Here is a 22,787-nt window from a genome sequence, read left to right as displayed (position 1 = left end):
ACGTCCTACGCGCAGCCGGGCACGGTCGGCTTGTGGAAGAAGGTCGACGGCATGAGCCTGCCTTCGGGATCCGTGGCATAGCCCGGCACGGTCCCCGTCTCGGCCCAGCCCACCGCCCGGTACAGCCGCTCCGCCGGGCTGCCCGTCTCGGTGTCCAGGGTCAGCAGGGTCATCCCCGCCCCGGCCGCGAAGGACTCGACACAGGAAAGCAGCCGCCGCGCGACACCCCGGCCGCGCGCCCACGGCGCCACCATCAGCTTCACCACCTCGCCCCGGTGCCTGCCGTTCTCCTTGAGCCCGGGCACCAGGCCGACCGTCCCGTGGACGCGGCCCTCCGCGCGGGCCACCCAGACCAGCAGCCGCCCCGCCGCCACTTCGTCCTTCAGCCCGCGCCACCACGCAGCGGCCTCGGCCGGAGTGAGACCGGCCAGGAAGCCGAGCGAGGAGCCCGCTGCCACCGTGGCGGCGAGCAGCTCGCCGAGCGCTTCGGCACACTCGTCGAGGCCGGACGCGGTCAGGAGCTCCACGGGCGGTTCCGTGGTGTCAGGGGCGGTCCTGGTGGTCCTCACCGGGCGACTTCCTTTCCTGGTGGCTCTACGAGCGGTTCGTGCCCCTCTGCGTGCGGCGGGGCCGGACGTCTGCGGAGGGCGGAGATCAGCAGGCCCGTCGTGACGATCGCCGTGCAGGCCAGGGACGCGTACCAGAAGCCCTCGCGCATCCCGGGGGCGCCGGTGGCCGGGGCCGAGGTGTGCAGGTACAGGCCGGAGACGGCGCTGATGCAGACCGCGGCCGCCATCCGCTGCGACATCTGCAGGATGCCGCCCGCCACCCCGGCCGCCTCCGCCGGTGCGTGCCGCAGGACCTGTGCCTGGGTGGGCGCGACCGTGAAGCCGGTCGCGGCTCCCGCGCACAGCTGGCACAGGGCGAGGATCCACGGCAGTGCCCCGCCCCCGGCGTACAGCGTCGCCACGCCGCCGGACAGGAAGGACACCGCGGAGAGGCCCAGACCCGAGTTGATCACGGGGAGCTCCCCGAAGCGCCGCACCACCCGCCAGGCGAAGGTCGAGGTCACCCCCATGCCCACGGCCTGCGGCAGCATCACGAGGGCCGCCGTCATCGGGGAGAGTCCCAGCTCGCCCTGGAGGAAGACCGCGAGGACCATCCCGTACGCGAGCGAGGCACCGAACTGCGCCATCGCCACCGCCGTACCCCGCGCATACGGCGCCGAGCGGGTGAGGGCGGGATGGACGAGCGGCCGGCGCCCCGAGCGTGCCCGGGAACGCTGCTGGACGACGAGCGCCACGGCGAGCGCCGAGGCCCCCGCCCCGTAGACGAGATAGCCGGTGGAGCGGATGAAGGGCAGCATCACCAGCACCGTCAGGCCCGCGAACAGGGCCACCCCCGGCAGGTCGAGCCCTGCCTGCGCGTTGCTCGGCCGCGGGCGCGGCAGGAAACGGGAGCCCGCCACGAGCGTGGCCAGGGCGAAGGGCAGGTTGAGCAGCAGTGCGAGCCGCCAGCCCGGTTCCGCACCGGCCGCGGCGATCAGCGCCCCGCCCACCGGCGGGCCCAGCGCGGCCGCGATGCCCGCGGTCACCGCGTACATCCCGAGCGCCCGCGCGCGGGCCGCGCCCGTGAAGACGTCCTGGATGGTGCCGATCACCTGCGCGTTCACGAGGCCCGCGCCGAGTCCCTGCAGCAGCCGGGCCCCGACGACCAGCCAGGCGTCCTGGGCGCAGCTCGACAGCACACCGCCCGCCACGAACAGGGCCATGCCCGCGAGGAAGAACGGCTTTCGGCCGTGCACATCGCCGAGCCGCCCGCCCGGCACGAGCGCCACGCCGAAGGCGAGTGAGTAGCCGGCGACGATCCACTGCAGCTGCGAGGCATCGGCGGACAGGGCATCGCCGAGCGCGGGCACCGCGATGTTGAGGACCGACTGGTCGAGCAGCGAGGTGAAGCCCGCGGCCAGGCATACGGCGAGGATGCGCCACTCGCGCGCCGAGAACCGCTCGGTGCCGTCCGTACGGGGCTCGCCGCCGTCCACACTGGGTCTGCTCGTGCCGGGCTCGGGTCTGCTCGTGCCGGGCTCGGGTCCGCGGGCGAGGGGACCGGATCCGCTCACGGCAGCACCACGGCTATCACGTAGCGCACGGGCTCGTTGGAGGTGCAGCGGAAGCGGGAGGGCCCCCAGAGGCGGAAGCGCAGACAGTCCCCGGTCCGAAGGGCGTACGTCTCGTTCTGCAGGCTCACCTCGACCGAGCCTTCGAGCACCCAGATGTGCTGTTCGAGCCCGGACACCGGCGGACCGTCGTAGGAGATGTCCGCTCCCGGCCGCAGGCTCCCCTCCACCAGCTCGCCGCGCAGTCCGGCGTGCGGCGGGGAGACGGAGCGCCGCACGAAGCCGGACTCGGTGTCGCTCCACACGGGCTGCTGCCCCGCCCGCACCAGCTGCGCCCGCTCGCCCTCCACCTCGGTGAGCAGCCGCGACATGGTGCGCTCGTACGCGCCGCACAGCCGGTTCAGGAGCGCGGTGGTGGGGCTGATCTCGCCGCGTTCCAGGCGCGAGAGCGTGGAGCGGCTGACGCCGGAGCGGCTCGCCAGCTCGTCCAGGGACCAGCCGCGTTCGGTCCGCAGGGCCGCGAGGCGCAGCGCCAGGCGGGCATCGATATCGTCTCCCATATCCGGGATGCTATCCCGGATATGGGAGTCCCCGGCAAGTCCCCGTCTGCGCACGCATCGCGAGCCGCCCCGTGCCACTGTGGACCCATGCCTGAACTCCCCGAGGTGGAGGCCCTCAGAGGCTTTTTGACCGAGCGGCTCGCCGAGGCCCGGATCGCCCGCGTCCTGCCGGTGGCGATCAGCGTCCTGAAGACGTACGACCCGCCCCTGGACGCCCTCGAAGGCAGGCCGTTCACAGGGGTCGCGCGCCACGGCAAGTTCCTCGACCTCGATCTGGACGGACTGCACCTGGTCACCCATCTCGCCCGCGCCGGCTGGCTGCAGTGGAAGGACCGGCTGCCGGACGGCCCGCCGAAACCCGGCAAGGGCCCGCTCGCCCTACGCGTCGCCCTCGACGACGGCCGGGGCTTCGACCTCACCGAGTTCGGCACGCAAAAACGCCTCGCCGTGTACGTGGTGCACGACCCGATGGAGATCGCGGGCGTGGCCCGCCTCGGCCCCGACCCGCTCGCCGAGGACTTCGACGAGGCCGCCTTCGCCGCGCTGCTCGGGGGCGAGCGCCGCCGGATCAAGGGGGCGCTGCGCGACCAGGGCCTCATCGCCGGCATCGGCAACGCCTACAGCGACGAGATCCTCCACGTGGCGCGGATGTCCCCGTACAAGATCGCGGGCAGGCTCACGGACGACGAGCTGCACACGCTGTACGAGGCGATGCGCGGCACGCTCACCGAGGCCGTGGAGCGTTCGCACGGATTGGCGGCCGGGAACCTGAAGGCGGAGAAGAAGAGCGGCCTGCGGGTGCACGGCCGCACGGGGGAGCCCTGTCCGGTGTGCGGGGACACCATCCGCGAGGTGTCCTTCAGCGATTCCTCGCTCCAGTACTGCCCGACCTGCCAGACGGGCGGGAAGCCGCTCGCGGACCGCAGGATGTCCCGGCTGCTCAAGTAGCCGGACGCGCACGGCGGTGCTGCCACCGGCCGTGTCCACGCGGTGGTTCCGCCGGGATCCACGCGGCGGTTCCGCCGGGATCCGTGCGCATGTGCCGCTCCCGTCCAACACCCGTGTGCACGCGGCACGAGGGCCTCTACACTCCGCCGCATGCTGCGTGTACTGGCCGTCGACGACGAGACGCCCGCACTCGAGGAACTGCTCTTCCTGCTGCGGTCCGACCCGCGGGTGCGCAGCGCCCACGGGGCCACCGATGCCACCGAGGCGCTGCGCCGGATCAACCGCGCGCTCGACGCCGGACCGGACGGCGAGGACGCCATCGACGTGGTCTTCCTCGACATCCACATGGCCGGGCTCACCGGGCTCGACGTGGCCCGGCTGCTCGGCGGCTTCGCGAAGCCGCCACAGATCGTGTTCGTCACCGCCCACGAGGGTTTCGCCGTCCAGGCCTTCGACCTGGAGGCCGTCGACTACGTCCTCAAGCCGGTACGCCGCGAACGCCTCGCCGAGGCCGTACGCCGCGTCAGCGATCTGAACCGCAGCGCCGCCGCGGCCCCCGCACCGGCCGCACCGGTGACCGTCGACTCCACCCCCGACCAGATCCCCGTCGAACTGGGCGGCGTCACCCGCTTCATCCCCGTCGACGCCATCGCCTACGCCGAGGCCCACGGCGACTACGCCCGGCTGCACACCGACGAGGGCAGCCACCTGGTGCGGATCCCGCTGTCCACGCTGGAGGAGCGCTGGGCGGCCCGCGGATTCGTACGGATCCACCGGCGCCATCTCGTCGCGCTCGGCCGCATCGACGAACTGCGCCTGGACGCGGGCGCGACCAGCGTCCGCGTCGGTGGCGCGGAGCTCGCGGTGAGCCGGCGGCACGCACGCGAGCTGCGCGAACTGCTGATGCGGCACGCCAGACGCTGACCCACCCACCGGACTGGGCACGCGGGGGCTGTGCCTCAACGGTCCGGGCCCCTACCCCAGGTGAACGCCCCTGCGTAGACTCCCCGTCCACGCCCGCACCGGACGAGAGAGCGCAGCGCCCATGGACCGAGGAACCGACGGCCCACGCCGGGAGACCGTCACCGGTGTGCCGCGGCAGCGGCGGCGCCCGCAGGCCCATGCTGCCGCACGCTCCGAGATCGACGAACAGACCACCATCGGCACGACCTACGTACGCTCCCTGATGCGCAGCCAGCTCAGGGCGGGCCTGACCGCGCTCGGTCTGCTCGCCCTGTTCGTGGGCACCCTGCCGCTGCTCTTCATGATCCCCGAGTCCGTCACCGGCTCCGGTCACGCGCCGTCCCTGCTTGTCTGGACCTCGCTCGGACTCGGCGTGTATCCGGTGATGCTCCTGATAGCCCGCTGGTACGTGCGCAGAGCCGAGCGCAACGAGCGGGACTTCACGGGCCTCGTCGAAGGCCGCTGAGCGGTGCGCTCTTGAACCAGACGTACGCGCTCACCGCGGTGACCGCCGTGGTGCTCGCCACGCTCCTGATCGGTGCCCTCGGCCTGAGGATCTCCCGTACCACCTCCGATTTCTACGTGGCCTCGCGCACCGTGCAGCCGGGCCTCAACGCCGCCGCCATCAGCGGCGAATACCTCTCCGCCGCCTCCTTCCTGGGCGTCGCGGGCCTCGTGCTGCTGCAGGGCCCGGACATGCTGTGGTACCCGGTCGGCTACACCGCCGGCTATCTCGTCCTGCTCCTCCTCGTCGCGGCCCCGCTGCGCCGCTCCGGCGCGTACACGCTCTCCGACTTCGCCGAGGCCCGCCTCGAATCGCAGGCCGTACGGCGCTGCGCCGGACTCTTCGTCGTGGGCATCGGCTGGCTCTATCTGCTGCCCCAGCTCCAAGGCGCGGGGCTCACCCTGGAGATCCTCACCGGCGCGCCCGACTGGGTCGGCGGCCTCGTGGTCGCGCTCGTCGTCACCGGGGCGGTCGCGGCGGGCGGGATGCGCTCGATCACCTTCGTACAGGCCTTCCAGTACTGGCTCAAGCTCACCGCGCTGCTTGTGCCCGCACTGTTCCTCCTCGTCGCCTGGCTCGGTGACGGCACCCCGCGCGCCACCTTCGACGCCCCCGCCGTCTTCCGCAGCCACACCTCGGTACGGATCGACGACACCGTACGGATCGCGCTCGACGCCCCGATCACGCTCACCGTCGACGGCGTGGTCGACGGCACCACGTACGAGAAGCAGCAGGTGAGCCTCAGTGAGGGCAGCCACCGTGTCGAGCACGGCACCCGGCTCGCCTTCACTGCCGGAACCCTCGTACCCCGGACCCGCGAGACCACCGGCACCGGCACCTCCAACTGGTCGCGTCCGCTGGCCGGCGACCGCGACGAGTACCGGCTCTACGCCACGTACGGACTGATCCTCGCCACGTTCCTCGGCACCATGGGCCTGCCGCATGTCGCCGTCCGCTTCTACACCAGCCCCAACGGGCGCGCCGCCCGCCGTACGACCCTCGTCGTGCTCGGCCTGGTCGGCGCCTTCTACCTGCTGCCGCCGGTCTACGGCGCGCTCGGCCGGATCTACGCGCCCGAACTCGCCCTCACCGGCGATGCCGACGCGGCCGTGCTCGTGCTGCCGGAGCGGCTCATCGGGGGAGTGGGCGGTGATCTGCTCGGGGCGCTGCTGGCCGGCGGCGCGTTCGCGGCCTTCCTGTCCACGGCCTCCGGGGTGACCCTCGCCGTGGCCGGAGTGCTGCACCAGGACGTGCTCGCCACGCGCGGTGTGCGGCACTTCAGGATCGCGGCGGCGCTCGCCATGGCGGTCCCGTTCGGGGTCTCGCTGATCGCCACCAACGTGCCGGTCGCCGATGCCGTCGGACTGGCCTTCGCCGTATCCGCCTCGTCGTTCTGCCCGCTGCTCGTACTCGGCATCTGGTGGCGCCGCCTCACCCCGCCCGGCGCGGTCGCCGGCCTCGTCACCGGCGGCGGCGCGGCGCTCTCCGCCGTCCTCGCGACCCGCGCCGGACTGCCCTCCGCGGGCTGGGCGCACACCCTGCTCGCCTGGCCCGCGGTCTGGTCGGTGCCGCTCGGCTTCCTCACCATGACGGTGGTCTCGCTGCTCACCCCGTCCCGGATCCCGCCGGGCACCGCCGCGACCCTGGCGCGGCTGCACCTGCCGGAGGACTTCTCCCGGCGGCGGCGCGGAGCGGAGCGGTGACGGGGATCGGGGTCGCCGCCCTGTTCGTGGCGGGCGTCGTCGTGCTCGCCGCCGGGTTCCTGCTCGGCCGGTTCACGTCCGGGCGGCGCGACGAGGCCGACCTCGACCTCGGCACCCCCGTCGAGCGTGCCACTTTCCACACTCTGCACACCGCCTCGCTCGCCGCGCCCCCGCTGCGGGCCGGACTCACCGAGGACACCGCCCGCAAGGCCGTGAAACGGCTGCGCTCCCTGCTCGGCACCGAGGCGCTCTGCCTCACCGACCGCGAAGGCATCCTCGCCTGGGACGGCCCGGGCCTCGGCCACCACACCGAGGCAGTGCTGCGCCGGGTCGGCGAGGTCATCGCATCCGGCCGCAGCGTGAGCGTGCACACCGACTGCGAACTCGCCGAATGCCCGCTGCGCTGGACCGTGATCGCCCCGCTCACCGGCGAGGACGGCATCCTCGGCGCGCTGGTCGCCTACCGCTCACGCGAATCGGCCGTCCTGGTACGCGCCACCACCGAGGTGGCCCGCTGGGTCTCCGTACAGCTGGAACTCGCCGAGCTCGACCGCTCCCGCACCCGCCTCATCGAGGCCGAGATCCGTGCCCTGCGCGCCCAGATCTCCCCGCACTTCATCTTCAACTCGCTTGCCGCGATCGCCTCGTTCGTCCGCACCGACCCCGAGCGGGCCCGCGAACTCCTCCTGGAATTCGCCGACTTCACCCGCTACTCCTTCCGCAGACACGGCGACTTCGCGAGGCTCGCCGACGAACTGCGGGCCATTGAGCAGTATCTGGCCCTCGCGGGCGCCCGCTTCGGCGACCGGCTCCAGGTGACGCTGCAGGTCGCCCCCGAAGTGCTGCCCGTCGCCCTGCCGTTCCTGTGTCTGCAGCCGCTGGTCGAGAACGCGGTCAAGCACGGTCTGGAGGACTCCGGCGCCCGGTGCCGTATCTCCATCACCGCGCAGGACGCGGGCGCCGAGGCCCTCGTCGTCATCGAGGACGACGGCGTCGGCATGGATCCCGCGCTGCTGCGCAGGATCCTGGCCGGCGAGCAACGCGCGCAGGGCGCGGGCTCCAACGGCCTCGGACTGTCGAATGTCGACGAGCGGCTGCGGCAGGTCTACGGGGACGAGTACGGGCTCGTCATCGAGACAGGCGTGGGCGCCGGCATGAAGATCACGGTACGGGTGCCGAAGTACCGGGCCGGGGTGCACTCGGGCTGAGCGCTCACCACGGGCGCTATCGCGCTCCGCGCAGAACGTACGCTTTCGCGTTCCGCTCAGAACAGATGGATCGCCAGATGCCCGAGCGGCAGCCCCAGTTCCCAGGCGGGCGTCCACACCTGCTCGCCCTCGTCGATCTCGACCCCGGCGCGCTGCCACGGCAGCGCGGAGTCGAGATCGGCCGCGAGCAACTCGGTGCGCTGCAGCCACTCCCACGTGTCCGTCGCCAGGTCCACATCGGGCCCGCCGCCCGCGTCCATCCGGCGTTCGAGGCGCTCGCGCACCCACTCCTGCCAGGGATGGCCGTACGCGGTCAGCGAGAGCCACTCGTCCAGCTGGGAGACGACCCGGATGCCCGAGAGCTCGTCCGTCCGGTCGGACAGGTAGATGGTGAGCGCGAGTGTCTGGCGCCCCGCCCGGAACTCCAGGGTGCTCGTGGGAACGAGGTCTCCGGTGCGCAGCAGTTCATCGGCGATGTACTCCGCGTACAACCATGCCATCGGCACGACCAGTGTGCCGGTACCCCTGCCGTTTCTCCTGTCGGGCAGCAACCGAATCACCTACTCCCTTTCCTTCGCCCCCGCGGGCCCCTTCGAGTCCCGAGGAGCAGCCTTCACCGTCGAGCACGTACATGGGTCCGGCTTTGCTCAACTGGACACAGTGGTTTCGAATTCGACCCCTCCGTCGCTGTACGGAAGGGACGCCGGGGGCTCTGTGGTGCGAACGGTGCGCCAGGGGCCCGGCCCACCGCCTTCCCGCCTCACACTAAGGGCGGCGGGGGAGTGGACCCGGCCACGATCCGGGGGTCCGCGGGGTGAGAGTGCTCACGCCGCCGGCGTCAGCGGACCGGGCCCGTGCCGTAACCGGGCAGTTCGGTGCGCAGCCGCCGAAGGGCGTAGTACGAACGTGACTTGACGGTTCCCGCGGGTATGCCGAGCGCCTGCGCCGCCTCCGTCACGGAGTGCCCGCGGTAGTACAGCTGGACGAGCACGTCGCGGTGTTCGCGGCGCAGTGTGCACAGCGCCTCGCGTACGTCGAGTGCCGTCACCGACCGTTCCTCGTGGCCGTCGCCGACGGCGGCCACCGGGGTGTGCTCGATGCCCTCCGCGGTGACCTCGGCGGGCCGGGCGGAACGCGCGCGGCGCGCGTCGATCGCGAGCCGCCGGCCGACGGTGAACAGCCACGGCCGCATCGACTCGTGGTCGCTGCGCAGCGCCTCGGGGTGCTGCCAGGCGCGCACCAGCGTCTCCTGGACCAGATCCTCCGCGCGCTGCCGGTCGCCGTAGGTCAGGCCGAGCAGGAACCCGAGCAGGGCGCGTCCATGGGCTTCCTGCAGTTCGGCCAGTTCCTGCTCGGGGGTGCGGGTGGGGTGCTGCTCCATGGCGGTCGTCACCGTTGACTCCTCCGGTCCGTCGCGGCGGGTCGCGTCGCCGAGAAGTTAGCGGCGCCTTCGGAGCGTGCGGAGCGGGTGTGCGGCGGCAGGCGCGCGGGCGGGCGGGACGTGCGCCGAACGGTTCATCCGCTGGTCGAGCGGTGCGACGAACGGTGCGATGAACGGCGCGGTGTCTTGACTTCCCCCGCTTTCACGGCTGGATTCAAAGTACGACAATTCGATTATGTTCGGATCGGCTCGGCTCGTGCTTCTGCGCGGACCGCCGGTCCGCCCGTCAAACAAGGGAAGCCACGCCCGATGACGCATCACACTGGTTCAGGAGCAGGCTCCTTCCGGCTCCGTGCGAGGGCCGCGCGCGCCGCGGCGCTCGCCACCGTCCTGACGGCTGCCGCGGCGGGCTGCGCCGCCGGGGAATCCGGATCCGTCTCGCCGCCGCCCTCGAGGAAGCCTCCCGCCGAGTCAGCCGCGGGCGGCCCTGCCGCGGCGCCGCAGGGCTTCACCCTCGTCGCCTCGGGCGATGTGCTGCCGCACGACTCGATCATCCGGCAGGCCCGGGCCGATGCCGGCGGCGAGGGCTACGATTTCCGGCCCATGTTCCGGGGCGTCAAGTCGGTGATCTCCGAGGCGGATCTCGCCATCTGCCACATGGAGACGGTGTACGGCGCGGACGGCGACTACACGGGCTATCCCGCTTTCAAATCCCCGCCCCAGATCGCTGCCGCACTCGCCGACACCGGCTACGACTCCTGCTCGACCGCCTCCAACCACAGCCTCGACGCGGGCAGTGCGGGGATCCGCCGGACGCTCGACGCGCTGGACAGGGCCGGGGTGCGGCACGCGGGCTCGGCGCGCAGCGCGCAGGAGGCGAGGCGCACGACGATGCTGCGCGCGGGCGGCGCGAAGGTCGCGCATCTCGCGTACACGTACGACACGAACGGATATCCGATGCCCGAGGGGCAGCCGTGGGCGGTCGGTCTCCTCGACGGGGAGAAGATCATCGCGGATGCGCGGGCCGCACGTGCGGCGGGGGCCGATGTGGTGGTGGTCAGCCCGCACTGGGGGACGGAGTGGCAGGACGGGCCGGATCAGCGGCAACTGCGGCTCGCCGAGCGGCTGACGGCCTCGAAGAGCGACGGCCGCCCGGACATCGACCTCGTCATCGGCACGCACGCGCATGTTCCGCAGGCGTACGAGAAGGTCAACGGGACGTGGGTGGTGTACGGGATGGGGGACCAGATCGCCGGGGAGATGATCAATTACTCCGGGACGTTCGATCCGCGGGGGAACCAGGGGACCATCGGGCGCTTCACGTTCGTGCCGCCGAAGAAGGCGGGTGGGCGGTGGAAGGTATCCGAGGCGGAGTTCATCCCGACGTGGTTCGACACGGGCCGTGGGCGGATGGTGAACCTGAACGCGGCGATCGAGGAAGGAGCCGCGGTCTTGGACGTACGGGACCGGATCCGCCGGGTCGTGCTCAGCCGCGGGGCTGCGGAGGACGGGCTGCGGATGGGTGGGTGAGCGCCTTCGGTCATGGGACCACGGTGACCGGCCACCGGCCCGTTTTGACCAGGCGGACGGCGACCGAGCCGATGATGCGGTGGCCGGCCTGTTCGGAGGCGCCCACGACCACCGCGTCCGCCTTCAGCTCGTCAGCGGCGCTCACCAGGCCGTTGTACGGGTCCCCGCGCAGCGTATGGAATTCCCAGCGCACCGCGAAGATGTCCTTGACGCGTTCCGTGGCGCTCCTGATCTCCGCGATCAGCCCGTCGGCGATCTCGTCCGTGACCTCGCCCACGGGCGCGCCGAGCACCGCCCCGGCCGCCATGACGGGCTGCACGTAGACCACGGCGAGCAGCGCGTTCTGCCGCCGCGCGAGTCCGCCCGCGTAGGCGGCGGCACGCAGTGATGTCTCGGAACCGTCCACCCCGACCATGATCACCTTGGGCCCGTCGGTGCCCCGCTCGAACCGCGTCGCCTGCTCTTCGCTCACACGGCCGAGGCTAGTGCCGCATCGGGGAACCTTCGCGCCGTCGCGACACCCGGCACGCGCTCTCGCAGCGCGCAGGCCGGGGCGCGTGACCCTTCGGGCCGCTTCCGACGGGCAGGCCGGCGTGGCTGTTCCTAGAGTCGCAGCATGAGCGCCACCGTGGATGACGCGATATCCGAGGCCCAGGCCGAATCCGAGGCCGAGGCCCGCGCCGCGAACCGGCCGGGCCTCGGGCGCTCGGACACCTTCCTGGGCAAGGTTCCCGACCTCTTCGCGACCTTCTTCGGCCTGCTCGGCGCCTACTGCGGCATCCTCGCGGTCATCCCGCCCCTGCGCCGGGCGGCGCTGCCCGTCACCCGCGCACTCGACCACGCCACGGTCCCGGTCAGCACGAACCTCGCGTACGCCCTGTTCCTGATGCTGCTCGCCGCGGCGTGCGCGTCCCGCAAGACCATCGCGTGGCGTCTGGTCGTCGTGTATCTGGGCATCCTGCTGATCTGGGACGGCATCCGTATCGCGCAGGACCACTGGTCACAGGTCCTGACCTCGGCCGTCGTCTGCGGTTTCGCGCTGGTGCTCCTTGTGCTCGCCCGCCGCGAGTTCTACGCGCAGACCCGGCGCGGTCAGTTCCTGCGCGCGCTGGGTGTGCTCATGGGCGGCCTCTCGGTGGCGATCCTCGTGGGCTGGGGCCTGGTCGAACTGTTCCCCGGCACCCTGGAGAAGGGGCACCGCTTCCTGTGGTCGGTGAACCGGGTGCTCGGCGGTCTGGTCTCCGGCCGGCAGTTCGACGGCTCGCCGCCGCGCCCCCTGTACTTCTTCCTCGGCCTGTTCGGCGCCCTCGCGCTTCTGAACGCCGCGTTCACCCTGTTCCGTTCGCAGCGCATGGAAGCTGCGCTGCACGGGGACGAGGAATCGCGGATCAGGGCACTGCTCGGCACATACGGCCACAACGACTCGCTCGGTTACTTCGCCACCCGCCGGGACAAGGCCGTCGCCTTCGCCCCCAGCGGCAAGGCGGCCGTCACCTACCGCGTGGAGGCCGGTGTCTGCCTCGCCAGCGGGGACCCCGTGGGCGATCCGGGCGCCTGGGACCAGGCGATCGCGGCCTGGCTGGAGATCGCCAGGCGCTACGCGTGGGCGCCTGCCGCGATGGGCTCCTCCGAGGAGGGCGCCAAGGCCTTCGCCCGCCACGGCATGGGCGCGCTGCAGCTCGGCGACGAGGCGATCCTGCACGTGCAGAAGTTCGACCTGGACGGCAGGGACATGCGCGTCACGCGCCAGGCCGTCAACCGGGTGAGGCGCACCGGCGCGACCTGCCGGATCCGGCGTCACTCCATGCTCACCGACGCGGAGATGAAGCAGATCATCCACCGCGCCGACGCCTGGCGCGACACCGAGACCGAGCGCGGGTTCTCCATGGCGCTCGACCGCCTCGGCGACCCGCAGGACGGCGACTGCCTCCTGGTGCAGTGCCACGACGCGGACGGTGAACTCCTCGCCCTGCTGTCCTTCGTGCCCTGGGGCAGGGACGGCATCTCCCTCGACCTGATGCGCCGGGACCGCAGCGCACCCAACGGTGTCGTGGAGTTCATGGTCGCCGAGCTGTGCGGATCCGTCGGCAAGCTGGGGGTGCGGCGCGTCTCCCTCAACTTCGCGGTCTTCCGCTCCGTCTTCTCGGAGGGCGCCAGGATCGGGGCCGGTCCGGTGCTGCGGCTCTGGCGCCGGCTGCTGCTCTTCTTCTCCAAGTGGTTCCAGCTGGAGGCGCTCTACCGTTCCAACGCCAAGTACGACCCGCAGTGGTATCCGCGCTTCATCTGCTACGGGGACGCGGGCGCGCTGCCGCGTGTCTCGCTGGCCTCCGGCATCGCCGAGGGCTTCGTCTCCGTACCGAGCCTCGGATCCCTGTGGGGCAAGGGGCACGCGCCCGCCAAGTTCGCCCAGCCGGCCACCACCGCGGGCCTGCCCTCGATCAAGGAACTCGGCCTGGGCCGGGGCGAGTCCGCCCCGGCCGATCCCTACGACCGGATGCCGGAACAGGTCCGCATCCGCCACCGCAAGCTGGAGCGGCTCCAGGACGAGGGCGTCGACCCGTATCCCGTGGGCATCGCGGCGCGCACCCACACCCTCGCCGAGATCCGCGAGGCCCACACGGGGCTCGCCGCGGCTGCCCGTACGGGGGAGCAGGTCACGGTCGCGGGACGGGTCATGCTGGTCCGCGACTTCGGCGGCGTCGCCTTCGCGGTGCTGCGCGACTGGTCCGGCGACCTCCAGCTCACCTTCACCCGCGAGCACGCCGAGGCACTCGACTCGTTCACCCGGGCCACCGACATCGGCGACCACATCACCGCCACCGGCGAGACGGGCACCACCGACAAGGGCGAACTCTCCGTCTTCGTCACCGCCTGGCAGCTCACCGGCAAATGCCTGCGCCCCCTGCCGGACAAGCGCCGCGGCCTCGCCGACCCCGAGACCAAAGTGCGGCGCCGCTATGTGGACCTGGTCGCCAACCCCGGGGCCCGCGAGGTCGTGCGAGGTCGGTCGAGGGCCGTGCAGGCGCTGCGCCAGGGCCTGTTGGAGCGCGGCTACCTCGAGGTGGAGACGCCGATACTCCAGCAGATCCACGGCGGCGCCAACGCCCGACCGTTCACCACCCACATCAACGCCTATGACCTCGATCTCCACCTCCGTATCGCACCCGAGCTGTACCTCAAGCGGCTGTGCGTCGGCGGTCTTGAAAAGGTCTTCGAGATGGGCCGCACCTTCCGCAATGAAGGTGTCTCCTACAAGCACAACCCCGAGTTCACGATGCTGGAGGCCTACCAGGCCTTCGCCGACTACGACGTGATGCTCGACCTCACCCGCGAACTCATCCAGGGCGCGGCCACCGCCGCCTTCGGCACACCCCTCGCCCGCAGGACCGATGCGAACGGCCGGCTCGTCGAGCACGACATCTCCGGGCCCTGGCCCGTCAAGACGGTCTACGGGGCGATCTCCGAGGCACTCGGCGAAGAGGTCACCGCCGACACCACGACCGGCGCACTGCACCGGCTCTGCGATGCCGGCGGCGTCCCGTACACCGCAGAGATGGGCCGCGGCGATGTCGTTCTGGAGATGTACGAGCGCCTCGTCGAGGAGAGGACCGGGCTGCCCACCTTCTACAAGGACTTCCCCACCGACGTTTCCCCGCTCACCCGCCAACACCGCGGCGACCCGCGGCTCGCCGAGCGCTGGGACCTGGTCGCCTTCGGCACCGAACTCGGGACCGCCTACTCCGAGTTGACCGATCCCGTCGAACAGCGCCGCCGCCTCACCGCCCAGTCGCTGCTGGCCGCGGGCGGCGACCCGGAGGCGATGGAACTCGACGAGGACTTCCTCGACGCACTCGAATACGCGATGCCGCCCACCGGCGGTCTCGGGATCGGCGTGGACCGCCTCGTCATGTTCCTCACGGGCCTGACGATCCGCGAGACGCTGCCGTTCCCCCTTGTACGACGCCGCTGAGGCCTTCGCACCCTGGAGCGGTTCCAACAGGTGCTTCTGCCCGCGCCGCCACGGGGATGCCGTGTCGATGAAGCCCGTACGGCCTCGGCCGTGCGAGGTAATAGTCATGAAAAAGGAAGAACTGCTTCCGGGGCGCCGGGCGCTGCTGCGCGGCGCCGCGCTCGTCTCGCTCGCCGCGAGCGCGGGCTGCTTCGCCGGCAACCGGTCCGCACCCGCCACGTCCACCACCTCGGCCCCGGCCCCGGCGCCGGGCGCCCCCGCCCCCGCCGCCGCCCGTCCGCAGCAGCCCTCCGCGTACCGCCTCAGGCCCCTCACCGGCTACGGCGGCACGCGGCGTACCGGGATGCCCGCCGCGGTGCCCATCCGCTCCGCGCCCATCCTGCGGCTCGGCGGCCGCGAGCAGACGATGGTGCTCAGCTTCGACGACGGCCCCGACCCCCGCTACACCCCGCACATCCTGAAGATCCTGCGCAGGCACGACGTCCGCGCGATGTTCTTCGTCTGTGGCGAGATGGCCGTGGAATTCCCGGATCTGCTCCGGGAGATGACCGACGACGGGCATGTCATCGGCAACCACACCTGGAGCCATCCGCAACTTCTCAAGATCCGGCGCTCCGCGGTGCGCCGGGAGATCGAGTCCACCAGCGAGCTCGTGCACCGTACGGTCGGCAGCGCCCCGCTGTGGTTCCGTGCGCCCTACGGCGCGTGGAACCGTGCCGCCTTCGAGACCGGGGCCAGCCTCGGCATGGAGCCGCTGGCGTGGACGGCGGACTCGCTCGACTGGACCGAGCCGGGCACCCGCACCATCGTCAACAACGTGCTGCGCGGCGCCGGTTCGGGGGTCGTCGTCCTCAACCACGACGCCGGCGGAAACCGCAGCCAGTCCGTCCAGGCGCTGCGGATCTATCTGCCGCGCCTGCTCGACGAGGGCTACCGGTTCGGGCTGCCCAGGCGCAGGAACGTATAGAACGGTCCCCGCCTTTCCGGCGCAGGAGAAGGGGCCGGTCCCACGGAATTCCGTGCGACCGGCCCCTTCTTTCCCGCTTTCCGTTCCGCTGCGCTCAGGGCTTCTCCACCATCCGCGCGAACACCACGACATTCCCGTCGTAGCCGTTCTCCTTCGTGAATCCTCCGCCGCAGGTGATGACGCGCAGTTCCGGAGATCCCGTGGCGTTGTAGACCTTTCCGCCGGGGAAATCGGCCTTCGAGAACACCTCGATTCCGTACACCTCGAACATGACCACCTTTCCGTCCCTGCGGGTCACCTCGATGTGGTTTCCCTTCTTCAGGGAACCGAGCCCGTAGAACACCGCGGGCCCCTGATTGTTGTCGACATGGCCGACGATCACCGAGGTGCCCTTCTCGCCGGGCGAGACCGCACCCGTGAACCAGCCCGCCAGGTTCGGGTCCGCGGCCGGCGGGGCGTCCACCCAGCCGTCCGCGTCCAGGCCCACCGGCTGGATCGGCGCCTGCACCTGGATCTGGTCGATCCTGATGCGTTCCGGGATCGAGAACGGCAGCGGCTTCGGTGCGGAGCTGTGCGGCCGGTTCGCCGTCACCGTCCTGCCCGCCTCGGCCGCGGCCGCCGCGGCCGGCTGCGGCGGTCCCACGGCGAACTCGCCGGACCCGTTGCGGATCAGCGCGAGGCCGGTCAGCAGAACAAGAGCTATGACGCCCCAAGGCGCACGCTTCTTCTGCGTCTCCGCCTCCGCCTCCGGTGCGCCATGTGCCGAATCCATTCACATTCCCCTCTCGACGCGGCTGTTCCCACCACGCCGTACGCGCATGGAAGAACGCTAAGCGGATTGCGTATCCGCGGCGATCGGTCGGATGCGAACGGGTGGTGCCCGCGGGGCGCCTGCGCCATCCGAGTCGACTTGCCGAGAAGATTTCTGACGGTTCGTGACCTGCGAAGATGTCGATCACATGAAAATACGCTCGGCGTGTCGCTCACCGGTACGGCCCAGCCCCGAAATGCGGGCCCGCGCAGGGCGGCCGAGTCTCTGATCTGAAAGGCGCTCTCGCCGATTGACCGGGGAGCGTTCCCCGGGGCGTCTTTCGCGGAGGTCCACATGCGTACTACTCGTGCCCTGGCGGCCCTGGGCGTCGCCGGTGCTCTTCTCACACTCTCAGCACCGACGGCCGGCGCCTGGGACGGGAGCACCATCAGCGTCGACCCGACCGTCGCGGGCCGCGGAGCCCATGTCGCGGTGAACATCACCGCCCATGAATGCCGAAACGGCGGCACCGTGTCCTCGAACGCCTTCCAGAACGGCAGCGCGCCGCTGACCGGCACCTCCAACGGAGCCCACGCCAATGTGAAGGTCAGCCACAACGCCACGCTCGGCCGCCACAACGTCACCGTGACCTGCGGCGGCTCCTCGGTCACCAAGTCCCAGGCGCTGACCGTGATCGGTCCCGCCCAGGGCGGCACCGGCGGCTCCTTCCTCAGCCGCGCCACCCCGACCGACATCGCCATCGGCACGGGTCTGGTGACGGCCGCGGTCGCCGGCGGCGGCATGTTCTGGCTGCGCCGCCGTGGTGAGTCCAAGGCCTGAGCCACGAGGCCGGACACGCGTGCTCCGCCCCCGGGATCGCTGATCCCGGGGGCGGAGCACTGGCGTGGACAGGCGTATCACCGGCGTCCCCGTATGCAGGAGTGCTCGCCGTCCATCAGGAGTGCTCGCCGTCCGCGGGCCGCCGGCGCGAGAAGTGCAGCGCCGATCCCAGAGCGCCCGCGATGAGCGCGGCGCCCAGGGCGATCTCTCCGAAGTCGAGATCCCCGAAGCTGCCGCCGATACCGGCCTTCACGCCGTGATGGACCGGCGGATTCGTCGGTCGCCAGCCGCCGTTGTCGCGGGTGGCGATGGTCAGCTGGGTGGTGCCCGTCTCGTCCTTGCAGCGGAACTTCACCGTGTACGAGGCTCCGGGCTTGGCATCCCAGTCGACGACCGCGGTCGCGCTCGAGTCCGGCCGGATCGTGACGTCGTCGAAGACCGCGGAGGACACTCTCACGCGGCTCGGGCAGCCGTCGGCACGCAACGTCACCTGGCCGCCCGCCGCGACGGTGGACGGCGTGATGCTGAATCCGAACGAGGTGATGTCCTCATCGCCCGTCACCGCGGCCTGCGCCGTGGGCCCGGTGAGCGTCATGGCGCACAGGGAAGCGGGCGCCAGCAGGGCGAGCGGGACATTTCGTATTGCGTACATGGTCAAGTCCTCCGGGTCCCCGAGGAGCAGCCGCGGACTCTACCGCTGTTGCCGGAAATGCACCTCGATGCCCGAAACGCTAGGGATCCGCCCCCGCGGCCGCGATCGCAGTCGTACGAATGGGGCATTCGTCTGGGCCGTCGGGGGGACCTCGGGGCGTGTCGGGCGATGCAATTCGGCCATTCGACCCCGCCCGGGTTTCACGAGGTGCACGCGTCCGGTGCGACGCAGAGGGAACGCGCACGTCACAGGGGCGGCAGGGTCGCCCGGGGCAGGAAGTTCCGCAGTGCGTTGAACGCATCCGCCGCTGCTTTGCGTACCTAGGGCCATGCGCGGCGCATCCGGGCGGCGCGTCACCGAGCGTACCAGGGGAGTTCACCATGAGGACCTGGCGGAGCGCCACGATCGCGGCCACGGCAGCGGCCCTGTTGGTGCTGACGACGGCGTGCGGTCAGGGCGAGGAGAGCGGCGGGGCGAACAGCCGCCCGGCGGGCAATGCGGCGGCTGCCGACGGCGGGTACGGCGGCGCGTACGGAAGCGGCGACGGCGGCGCGGAGGGCGGATACGGCAGTGCCGGGGACGGCTACGGCGGATCCGGCGGCGAAGGAGCGGCCGGAGCCGAGCCCGCAGGGCGGCTCGCCGTGCGCACCGACGGGAAACTGGGTGAGCTGCTCACCGACAGCGCCGGCTTCACCCTCTACCGCTTCGACCGGGACACGGCCGACCCCCCGCAGTCCAACTGCGACGGCGACTGCGCGAAGGCCTGGCCCGTGGTCCTGGCCGAGGGCGCCGAACCACCGCCCGGCGTCGAGGCGGCGCTGATCGGCTCGGTGCGACGGGCCGACGGCGCCGAGCAGCTGACCGTCGACGGCCACCCCATGTACCGCTACGCCGAGGACAAGAAGCCGGGCGACAGCAACGGCCAGGGTGTGGGCGGCGCCTGGTACGCCGCGGCACCCGACGGGTCGAAGGCGGCGCCGGCGCCCGCGGTGGGCGAAGGTGCGGGCGAGGACGTGGCGGAGGCCGACCGTGCGGGGCTGTCGACCCGCAGGGACCCGGAGCTCGGCGAGATCGTCGTGGACCGGCGCGGCATGACCGTCTACCGCTTCACGAAGGACTCGGCCTGGCCCATGAAGTCGGCCTGCACCGGGGACTGCCTGGTGAACTGGCCGGTCGTCGAGCCTGTTGACAAGAGCGACACCGCGGGCATCCTCCGCAAGGGTTTCGTCACCTTCGAGAGGCCCGACGGCCTCAGCCAGCAGACCATCGACTGCTGGCCGCTCTACACCCACACCGCGGACAAGAAGCCCGGTGACACCAATGGGCAGGGCGCGGGCGGAACGTGGTATGCCGTCTCGCCCCAGGGCAAGCTGGTCGGAGCGCCCAAATAGCCTCAGGGGCACCTCAAGCGCTCCGTTCCTGACCGAAACCCGCAATACGGGCCGGTTCCTCCGCACCTCTCCGTGGTGCGGGAACCGGCCCGTATTGTTTGCCCGACGTCCTGCACCCGGATACCTGAATTCCATTGGCGCCGAACCACCGTGCAGGCGCCGGGAATTCATCTGCACGTGCAGCCGCAGGTGCACATGCCGGGGGCAGCGGCCGAGAACGGACGAGTGTTTTCCGCTTGGGGTCGACCCGTGGGCGGCGGATCAGTAGCCTCGCCTCGAACACCGGCTCGGTCACACGCCCGAGATGCCGAACAGGGAGAATCTGATGGAGCGACCCGCCTGGGCCCCGCGGGGCATCGACATTTCGGTGCCGAGCGTTTCGCGTATCTATGACTACTACCTGGGTGGTTCGCACAACTTCGAGTCGGATCGCGAAGCGGCCCGCAAGGCCATGGAGTTCATGCCGGGCCTGCCCAAGATCATGCAGGCGAATCGTGCCTTCATGCGGCGCGCCGTCGGCTACGCGGTGGAGCGGGGCATCACGCAGTTCCTCGACATCGGCTCCGGTATCCCGACGTTCGGCAACGTCCACGAGGTCGCACAGGGCCTGCACCCCGGCGCGCGGGTGCTGTACGTCGACCACGACCCGGTGGCCGTGGCGCACAGCGAGGCCGTACTGGACGGCAATCCGGACGCCGAGGTGCTCGCCGCGGACCTGCGGGGGCCCCAGGAGATCCTGGAGAGCCCCCAGCTGTCCGACCTGCTCGACCTCGACCGTCCCGTGGCGCTGATGCTCGTGGCGGTCCTGCACTTCCTCGAGGACGAGGACAAGCCCTACGAGGCGGTCGCCGCCCTGCGCGAGGCGCTCGCGCCGGGCAGCATGCTGATCCTGACCCACGCCTCCTACGACGGCATCCCGCTGTCGCAGGAGCAGGCCGGCGGGACCGTCGGGGTCTACAAGGACATCCGCAATCCGCTGGTCATGCGCGGACGGAGCGAGATCGAGCGCTTCTTCGAGGGATACGGGATGGCCGAGCCCGGACTTGTCTCCATGCCGCTGTGGCGCCCGGACGCACCGGTCGACCAGGAGGATCCGTTCGCCTTCTCCGGGTACGCGGGCGTGGGGCTGCTGACGTGACCGCAGCACAGGACCCGGCCGGGGCGGACGAACCGGACTCACGGCTGCGGCGGTTCGTCACGATATGGGGCCGCGCGGTGTTCCCGGTGACGGCGACCTCGCGCACCCGGGCCGAGTTCGAGAAGCAACTGCTTCCGCTGGCCGAGCAGTTGCGTGACGCGCTGACCGCCCGGAGCTTCGACCCGGCGGCCGGACGGCGCGTGGGTGCGGCACTCATCGAGGCGCACTGCACCGACCCCGAGGCGCTCGTGCAGACCCTTGACGTCGTCGACGCCTATCTCGTGCTCTACTGCGGCAGCGAGGAGGAGACGGAACGCGAGGCGCACCGGGCGCGCTCGGCGCGCCTGCAGCACGCCATGGCCGGAGGCTACGCCCAGGCGCTGCGCGAGCGGACCCGCGGCGAGCAGGAGGCCATCTCGCGAGCCGCGCTCACCGCGCGGCAGGCGGTCGCCGAGGCGCTGCACACCAGCGAGGCACGCTTCCGCGCCGTTTTCGAGGGCGCGGCCGTGGGCATCGGCATCGCCGATCTGGAGGGCAACATCCTCCAGGTCAACGAGGCGCTGAACGCGATGTTCGGCGCGGGCGGCAGGAGCGACTCGCTGCGCGGCCGCAAGGTCTCCGAATGGACGCACCCCGACGACGCACCCCACGTCTGGCGCCTCTACGAGGAACTGGTGCAGGGCCGCCGTGACCTCTACCGCGTGGAGAAGCCGTACTACCGCGCGGACGGCACGGTCCTGTGGACCAATCTGACGGTCTCGCTGCTGCGGGACGCCGAGGGCGAACCCCAGTACCAGCTGGCCCTGATGGAGGACACCACCGAACGCCGCCTCCTCAACCTCCGGCTGCGCTACGAGGCCACCCACGACGCACTCACCGGCCTGCCCAACCGCACCCTCTTCTTCGAACGCCTGGAGAAGGCCCTCGCCGCCGGCGGGGGACGCCGGTTCGGGCTCTGCTATCTCGACCTCGACGGCTTCAAGGCCATCAACGACAGCCTGGGGCACGCGGCCGGCGACCGGCTCCTGGTGGAGATCGCGGACCGCCTCCAGGCCTGTGCGACCCGGCCCGGCGAGATGGTGGCCCGGCTCGGCGGCGACGAGTTCGTGGCGCTGACCACCGGCGACGACACGGAGCAGGAGGTCGACGAGCTGGCCTCGCGGATCCTCAGCATGCTCGCCATCCCGGTCCGTATCGAAGGCCGTGAGCTGACCGTCCGCGGCTCCATCGGCATCGTCGAAGGGCCCGCGGGGGAGCGCAGCCCCGCGGAGGTGCTGCGCAGCGCCGACATCACGATGTACCGGGCCAAGTCCGCGGGCGGCAACCGCTACGAGACCGCCGACCCCGAGGCGGACGCCCGGACGATCACCCGCCACGGCCTGACGACCGCGCTGCCCACCGCGCTGGCGCGCGAGGAGTTCTTCATCGAGTACCAGCCGCTCGTGAACCTGCAGGACGGCAGCGTACGGGGAGCGGAAGCCCTGGTCCGCTGGTCGCATCCGCAGCACGGCGTGCTCAGCCCCGACCGTTTCATCCCGCTCGCCGAGCACACCGGCCTGATCGTGCCGCTCGGGCGCTGGGTCCTCGACCAGGCCGTGAACCAGGCCCGCGCCTGGCAGGAACGGCACGAGGACGCCGGTCCCCTGCGGATCAACGTCAACCTCTCCCCGCACCAGCTGCACTACCCGGGCCTGGTCTCCGACACCGTGGAGATCCTTCAGCGCTCCGGTCTGCCCCCGGGCTCGCTCTGCCTGGAGGTCACCGAGTCCGCCCTGATCGGTGCGGACGACGACCTCCTCAAGCCGCTGCGCCGGCTCGCCGAGATGGGCGTGGACATCGCCCTCGACGACTTCGGCACCGGCTATTCGAACCTGGCGAATCTGCGGCGCCTGCCGGTGAGCGTCCTCAAGCTCGACCGCTCCTTCACCCAGGGCATGCAGCGCTACCCGGTCGACCCGGTGGACCTGAAGATCGTCGAGGGCATCGTGGGCCTTGCCCACAGCCTCGACCTCTCGGTGACGGTCGAGGGCGTCGAAACCGGCGCCCAGGCCGAACAACTCCGCGAGCTCGGCTGCGACACGGCCCAGGGCTGGTACTACGCCCGCCCCGGCCCGCCGGACCGGCTGCACGAGCTGGCGCTGGTGGACGCGGTGGGCTGACT

20 protein-coding genes are annotated in these 22,787 nt (G+C 71.5%); 12 read left to right on the top strand and 8 right to left on the bottom strand.

Annotation, left to right across the window (positions count from 1 at the left end):
- Positions 1-5: 5 nt before the first annotated feature.
- From ACLF6P_RS25495 to ACLF6P_RS25485, 3 genes are read right to left on the bottom strand one after another with little or no spacing between them, the layout of a single operon-like run.
- Positions 6-569: a GNAT family N-acetyltransferase gene (locus ACLF6P_RS25495; RefSeq protein WP_415953273.1), complete on the bottom strand. Its 564-nt coding sequence runs from the start codon at positions 567-569 to the stop codon at positions 6-8.
- Positions 566-2,122, bottom strand: a complete 1,557-nt coding sequence (locus tag ACLF6P_RS25490) for an MFS transporter (protein ID WP_415953271.1) — start codon at positions 2,120-2,122, stop codon at positions 566-568. The genes ACLF6P_RS25495 and ACLF6P_RS25490 overlap by 4 nt, the downstream gene beginning before the upstream one ends.
- On the bottom strand, positions 2,119-2,679 hold the full coding sequence (locus ACLF6P_RS25485; RefSeq protein ID WP_415953270.1) for a helix-turn-helix domain-containing protein: 561 nt from the start codon (positions 2,677-2,679) through the stop codon (positions 2,119-2,121). Before ACLF6P_RS25485 ends, ACLF6P_RS25490 begins: the two co-directional genes overlap by 4 nt.
- 87 nt (positions 2,680-2,766) lie before the next feature.
- Between ACLF6P_RS25485 and ACLF6P_RS25480 the strand changes: the two genes are divergently transcribed.
- The 5 genes from ACLF6P_RS25480 (at position 2,767) to ACLF6P_RS25460 (ending at position 8,006) form a co-directional block, all read left to right on the top strand.
- Positions 2,767-3,627, top strand: coding sequence for an Fpg/Nei family DNA glycosylase (locus tag ACLF6P_RS25480; RefSeq protein WP_415953268.1), 861 nt, complete (start codon positions 2,767-2,769; stop codon positions 3,625-3,627).
- A gap of 150 nt (positions 3,628-3,777) precedes the next feature.
- Complete coding sequence (locus ACLF6P_RS25475; RefSeq protein WP_415953267.1) at positions 3,778-4,551, top strand: LytR/AlgR family response regulator transcription factor; 774 nt, start codon at positions 3,778-3,780, stop codon at positions 4,549-4,551.
- Between the two features lie 121 nt (positions 4,552-4,672).
- Positions 4,673-5,056 carry a hypothetical protein gene (locus tag ACLF6P_RS25470; RefSeq protein WP_415953265.1) on the top strand — a complete coding sequence of 128 codons (384 nt, stop codon included), beginning with the start codon at positions 4,673-4,675 and terminating at the stop codon, positions 5,054-5,056.
- An 11-nt stretch (positions 5,057-5,067) separates the two neighbouring features.
- Positions 5,068-6,798 carry a sodium/solute symporter gene (locus tag ACLF6P_RS25465; RefSeq protein WP_415953264.1) on the top strand — a complete coding sequence of 577 codons (1,731 nt, stop codon included), beginning with the start codon at positions 5,068-5,070 and terminating at the stop codon, positions 6,796-6,798.
- Positions 6,795-8,006: a sensor histidine kinase gene (locus tag ACLF6P_RS25460; RefSeq protein WP_415953263.1), complete on the top strand. Its 1,212-nt coding sequence runs from the start codon at positions 6,795-6,797 to the stop codon at positions 8,004-8,006. The genes ACLF6P_RS25465 and ACLF6P_RS25460 overlap by 4 nt, the downstream gene beginning before the upstream one ends.
- 56 nt (positions 8,007-8,062) lie before the next feature.
- Here ACLF6P_RS25460 and ACLF6P_RS25455 read toward each other — a convergent pair whose 3' ends face one another.
- Together ACLF6P_RS25455 and ACLF6P_RS25450 are read right to left on the bottom strand one after the other, a co-directional pair.
- Positions 8,063-8,506, bottom strand: a complete 444-nt coding sequence (locus tag ACLF6P_RS25455) for a hypothetical protein (protein WP_415953261.1) — start codon at positions 8,504-8,506, stop codon at positions 8,063-8,065.
- Positions 8,507-8,844: 338 nt separating this feature from the next.
- The gene (locus tag ACLF6P_RS25450) at positions 8,845-9,387 is read right to left on the bottom strand and encodes a sigma-70 family RNA polymerase sigma factor (protein ID WP_415953322.1); all 543 of its coding nucleotides are present in this window, start codon (positions 9,385-9,387) and stop codon (positions 8,845-8,847) included.
- Positions 9,388-9,696: 309 nt separating this feature from the next.
- On the opposite strand from ACLF6P_RS25450, the gene ACLF6P_RS25445 reads away from it, so the two are divergent.
- Positions 9,697-10,917 carry a CapA family protein gene (locus ACLF6P_RS25445; RefSeq protein ID WP_415953260.1) on the top strand — a complete coding sequence of 407 codons (1,221 nt, stop codon included), beginning with the start codon at positions 9,697-9,699 and terminating at the stop codon, positions 10,915-10,917.
- A 10-nt stretch (positions 10,918-10,927) separates the two neighbouring features.
- Here the strand turns inward: ACLF6P_RS25445 and ACLF6P_RS25440 are convergent, their stop codons facing one another.
- Positions 10,928-11,332 (bottom strand): universal stress protein, encoded by a 405-nt coding sequence (locus ACLF6P_RS25440; protein ID WP_415953320.1) that lies wholly within the window; start codon positions 11,330-11,332, stop codon positions 10,928-10,930.
- Between the two features lie 201 nt (positions 11,333-11,533).
- Between ACLF6P_RS25440 and lysX the strand changes: the two genes are divergently transcribed.
- The gene (gene lysX, locus ACLF6P_RS25435; RefSeq protein ID WP_415953258.1) at positions 11,534-14,887 is read left to right on the top strand and encodes a bifunctional lysylphosphatidylglycerol synthetase/lysine--tRNA ligase LysX; all 3,354 of its coding nucleotides are present in this window, start codon (positions 11,534-11,536) and stop codon (positions 14,885-14,887) included.
- Positions 14,888-14,993: 106 nt separating this feature from the next.
- A complete protein-coding gene (locus ACLF6P_RS25430; protein ID WP_415953257.1) occupies positions 14,994-15,854 on the top strand; it encodes a polysaccharide deacetylase family protein in 861 nt (286 codons plus the stop codon).
- Positions 15,855-15,948: 94 nt separating this feature from the next.
- On the opposite strand, the gene ACLF6P_RS25425 is transcribed toward ACLF6P_RS25430, so the two are convergent.
- On the bottom strand, positions 15,949-16,626 hold the full coding sequence (locus ACLF6P_RS25425; protein ID WP_415953256.1) for a class F sortase: 678 nt from the start codon (positions 16,624-16,626) through the stop codon (positions 15,949-15,951).
- A gap of 333 nt (positions 16,627-16,959) precedes the next feature.
- Here ACLF6P_RS25425 and ACLF6P_RS25420 point away from each other — a divergent pair, with 333 nt between their 5' ends.
- The gene (locus tag ACLF6P_RS25420; RefSeq protein ID WP_415953254.1) at positions 16,960-17,445 is read left to right on the top strand and encodes a hypothetical protein; all 486 of its coding nucleotides are present in this window, start codon (positions 16,960-16,962) and stop codon (positions 17,443-17,445) included.
- Positions 17,446-17,560: 115 nt separating this feature from the next.
- Here the strand turns inward: ACLF6P_RS25420 and ACLF6P_RS25415 are convergent, their stop codons facing one another.
- Positions 17,561-18,097, bottom strand: a complete 537-nt coding sequence (locus ACLF6P_RS25415) for a hypothetical protein (protein ID WP_415953252.1) — start codon at positions 18,095-18,097, stop codon at positions 17,561-17,563.
- Positions 18,098-18,477: 380 nt separating this feature from the next.
- Between ACLF6P_RS25415 and ACLF6P_RS25410 the strand changes: the two genes are divergently transcribed.
- From ACLF6P_RS25410 to ACLF6P_RS25400, 3 genes are all read left to right on the top strand, one after another.
- The gene (locus ACLF6P_RS25410; protein WP_415953250.1) at positions 18,478-19,488 is read left to right on the top strand and encodes an SCO0930 family lipoprotein; all 1,011 of its coding nucleotides are present in this window, start codon (positions 18,478-18,480) and stop codon (positions 19,486-19,488) included.
- A 325-nt stretch (positions 19,489-19,813) separates the two neighbouring features.
- Positions 19,814-20,626, top strand: a complete 813-nt coding sequence (locus ACLF6P_RS25405; protein WP_415953249.1) for an SAM-dependent methyltransferase — start codon at positions 19,814-19,816, stop codon at positions 20,624-20,626.
- Positions 20,623-22,785, top strand: coding sequence for a putative bifunctional diguanylate cyclase/phosphodiesterase (locus ACLF6P_RS25400; RefSeq protein ID WP_415953248.1), 2,163 nt, complete (start codon positions 20,623-20,625; stop codon positions 22,783-22,785). Before ACLF6P_RS25405 ends, ACLF6P_RS25400 begins: the two co-directional genes overlap by 4 nt.
- Positions 22,786-22,787 lie beyond the last annotated feature (2 nt).

Origin of the sequence: Streptomyces lothianensis, from assembly GCF_047779955.1 — a bacterium.
Classification (GTDB): domain Bacteria; phylum Actinomycetota; class Actinomycetes; order Streptomycetales; family Streptomycetaceae; genus Streptomyces.
Note: the sequence above shows the minus strand (reverse complement) of the source record. Positions and strands in the feature narration are given on the sequence as shown.

What these genes read in the sequence shown, in the direction of transcription:
- ACLF6P_RS25455 (WP_415953261.1), bottom strand. Translation starts at nt 8,506, where the DNA reads ATGGCATGGTTGTACGCGGAGTACATCGCCGATGAACTGCTGCGCACC.
- ACLF6P_RS25405 (WP_415953249.1), top strand. Translation starts at nt 19,814, where the DNA reads ATGGAGCGACCCGCCTGGGCCCCGCGGGGCATCGACATTTCGGTGCCG.
- ACLF6P_RS25450 (WP_415953322.1), bottom strand. Translation starts at nt 9,387, where the DNA reads ATGGAGCAGCACCCCACCCGCACCCCCGAGCAGGAACTGGCCGAACTG.
- ACLF6P_RS25470 (WP_415953265.1), top strand. Translation starts at nt 4,673, where the DNA reads ATGGACCGAGGAACCGACGGCCCACGCCGGGAGACCGTCACCGGTGTG.
- ACLF6P_RS25485 (WP_415953270.1), bottom strand. Translation starts at nt 2,679, where the DNA reads ATGGGAGACGATATCGATGCCCGCCTGGCGCTGCGCCTCGCGGCCCTG.
- ACLF6P_RS25425 (WP_415953256.1), bottom strand. Translation starts at nt 16,626, where the DNA reads ATGGATTCGGCACATGGCGCACCGGAGGCGGAGGCGGAGACGCAGAAG.
- ACLF6P_RS25440 (WP_415953320.1), bottom strand. Translation starts at nt 11,332, where the DNA reads ATGGTCGGGGTGGACGGTTCCGAGACATCACTGCGTGCCGCCGCCTAC.
- ACLF6P_RS25410 (WP_415953250.1), top strand. Translation starts at nt 18,478, where the DNA reads ATGAGGACCTGGCGGAGCGCCACGATCGCGGCCACGGCAGCGGCCCTG.
- ACLF6P_RS25475 (WP_415953267.1), top strand. Translation starts at nt 3,778, where the DNA reads ATGCTGCGTGTACTGGCCGTCGACGACGAGACGCCCGCACTCGAGGAA.
- ACLF6P_RS25480 (WP_415953268.1), top strand. Translation starts at nt 2,767, where the DNA reads ATGCCTGAACTCCCCGAGGTGGAGGCCCTCAGAGGCTTTTTGACCGAG.
- ACLF6P_RS25445 (WP_415953260.1), top strand. Translation starts at nt 9,697, where the DNA reads ATGACGCATCACACTGGTTCAGGAGCAGGCTCCTTCCGGCTCCGTGCG.
- ACLF6P_RS25430 (WP_415953257.1), top strand. Translation starts at nt 14,994, where the DNA reads ATGAAAAAGGAAGAACTGCTTCCGGGGCGCCGGGCGCTGCTGCGCGGC.
- lysX (WP_415953258.1), top strand. Translation starts at nt 11,534, where the DNA reads ATGAGCGCCACCGTGGATGACGCGATATCCGAGGCCCAGGCCGAATCC.
- ACLF6P_RS25415 (WP_415953252.1), bottom strand. Translation starts at nt 18,097, where the DNA reads ATGTACGCAATACGAAATGTCCCGCTCGCCCTGCTGGCGCCCGCTTCC.
- ACLF6P_RS25420 (WP_415953254.1), top strand. Translation starts at nt 16,960, where the DNA reads ATGCGTACTACTCGTGCCCTGGCGGCCCTGGGCGTCGCCGGTGCTCTT.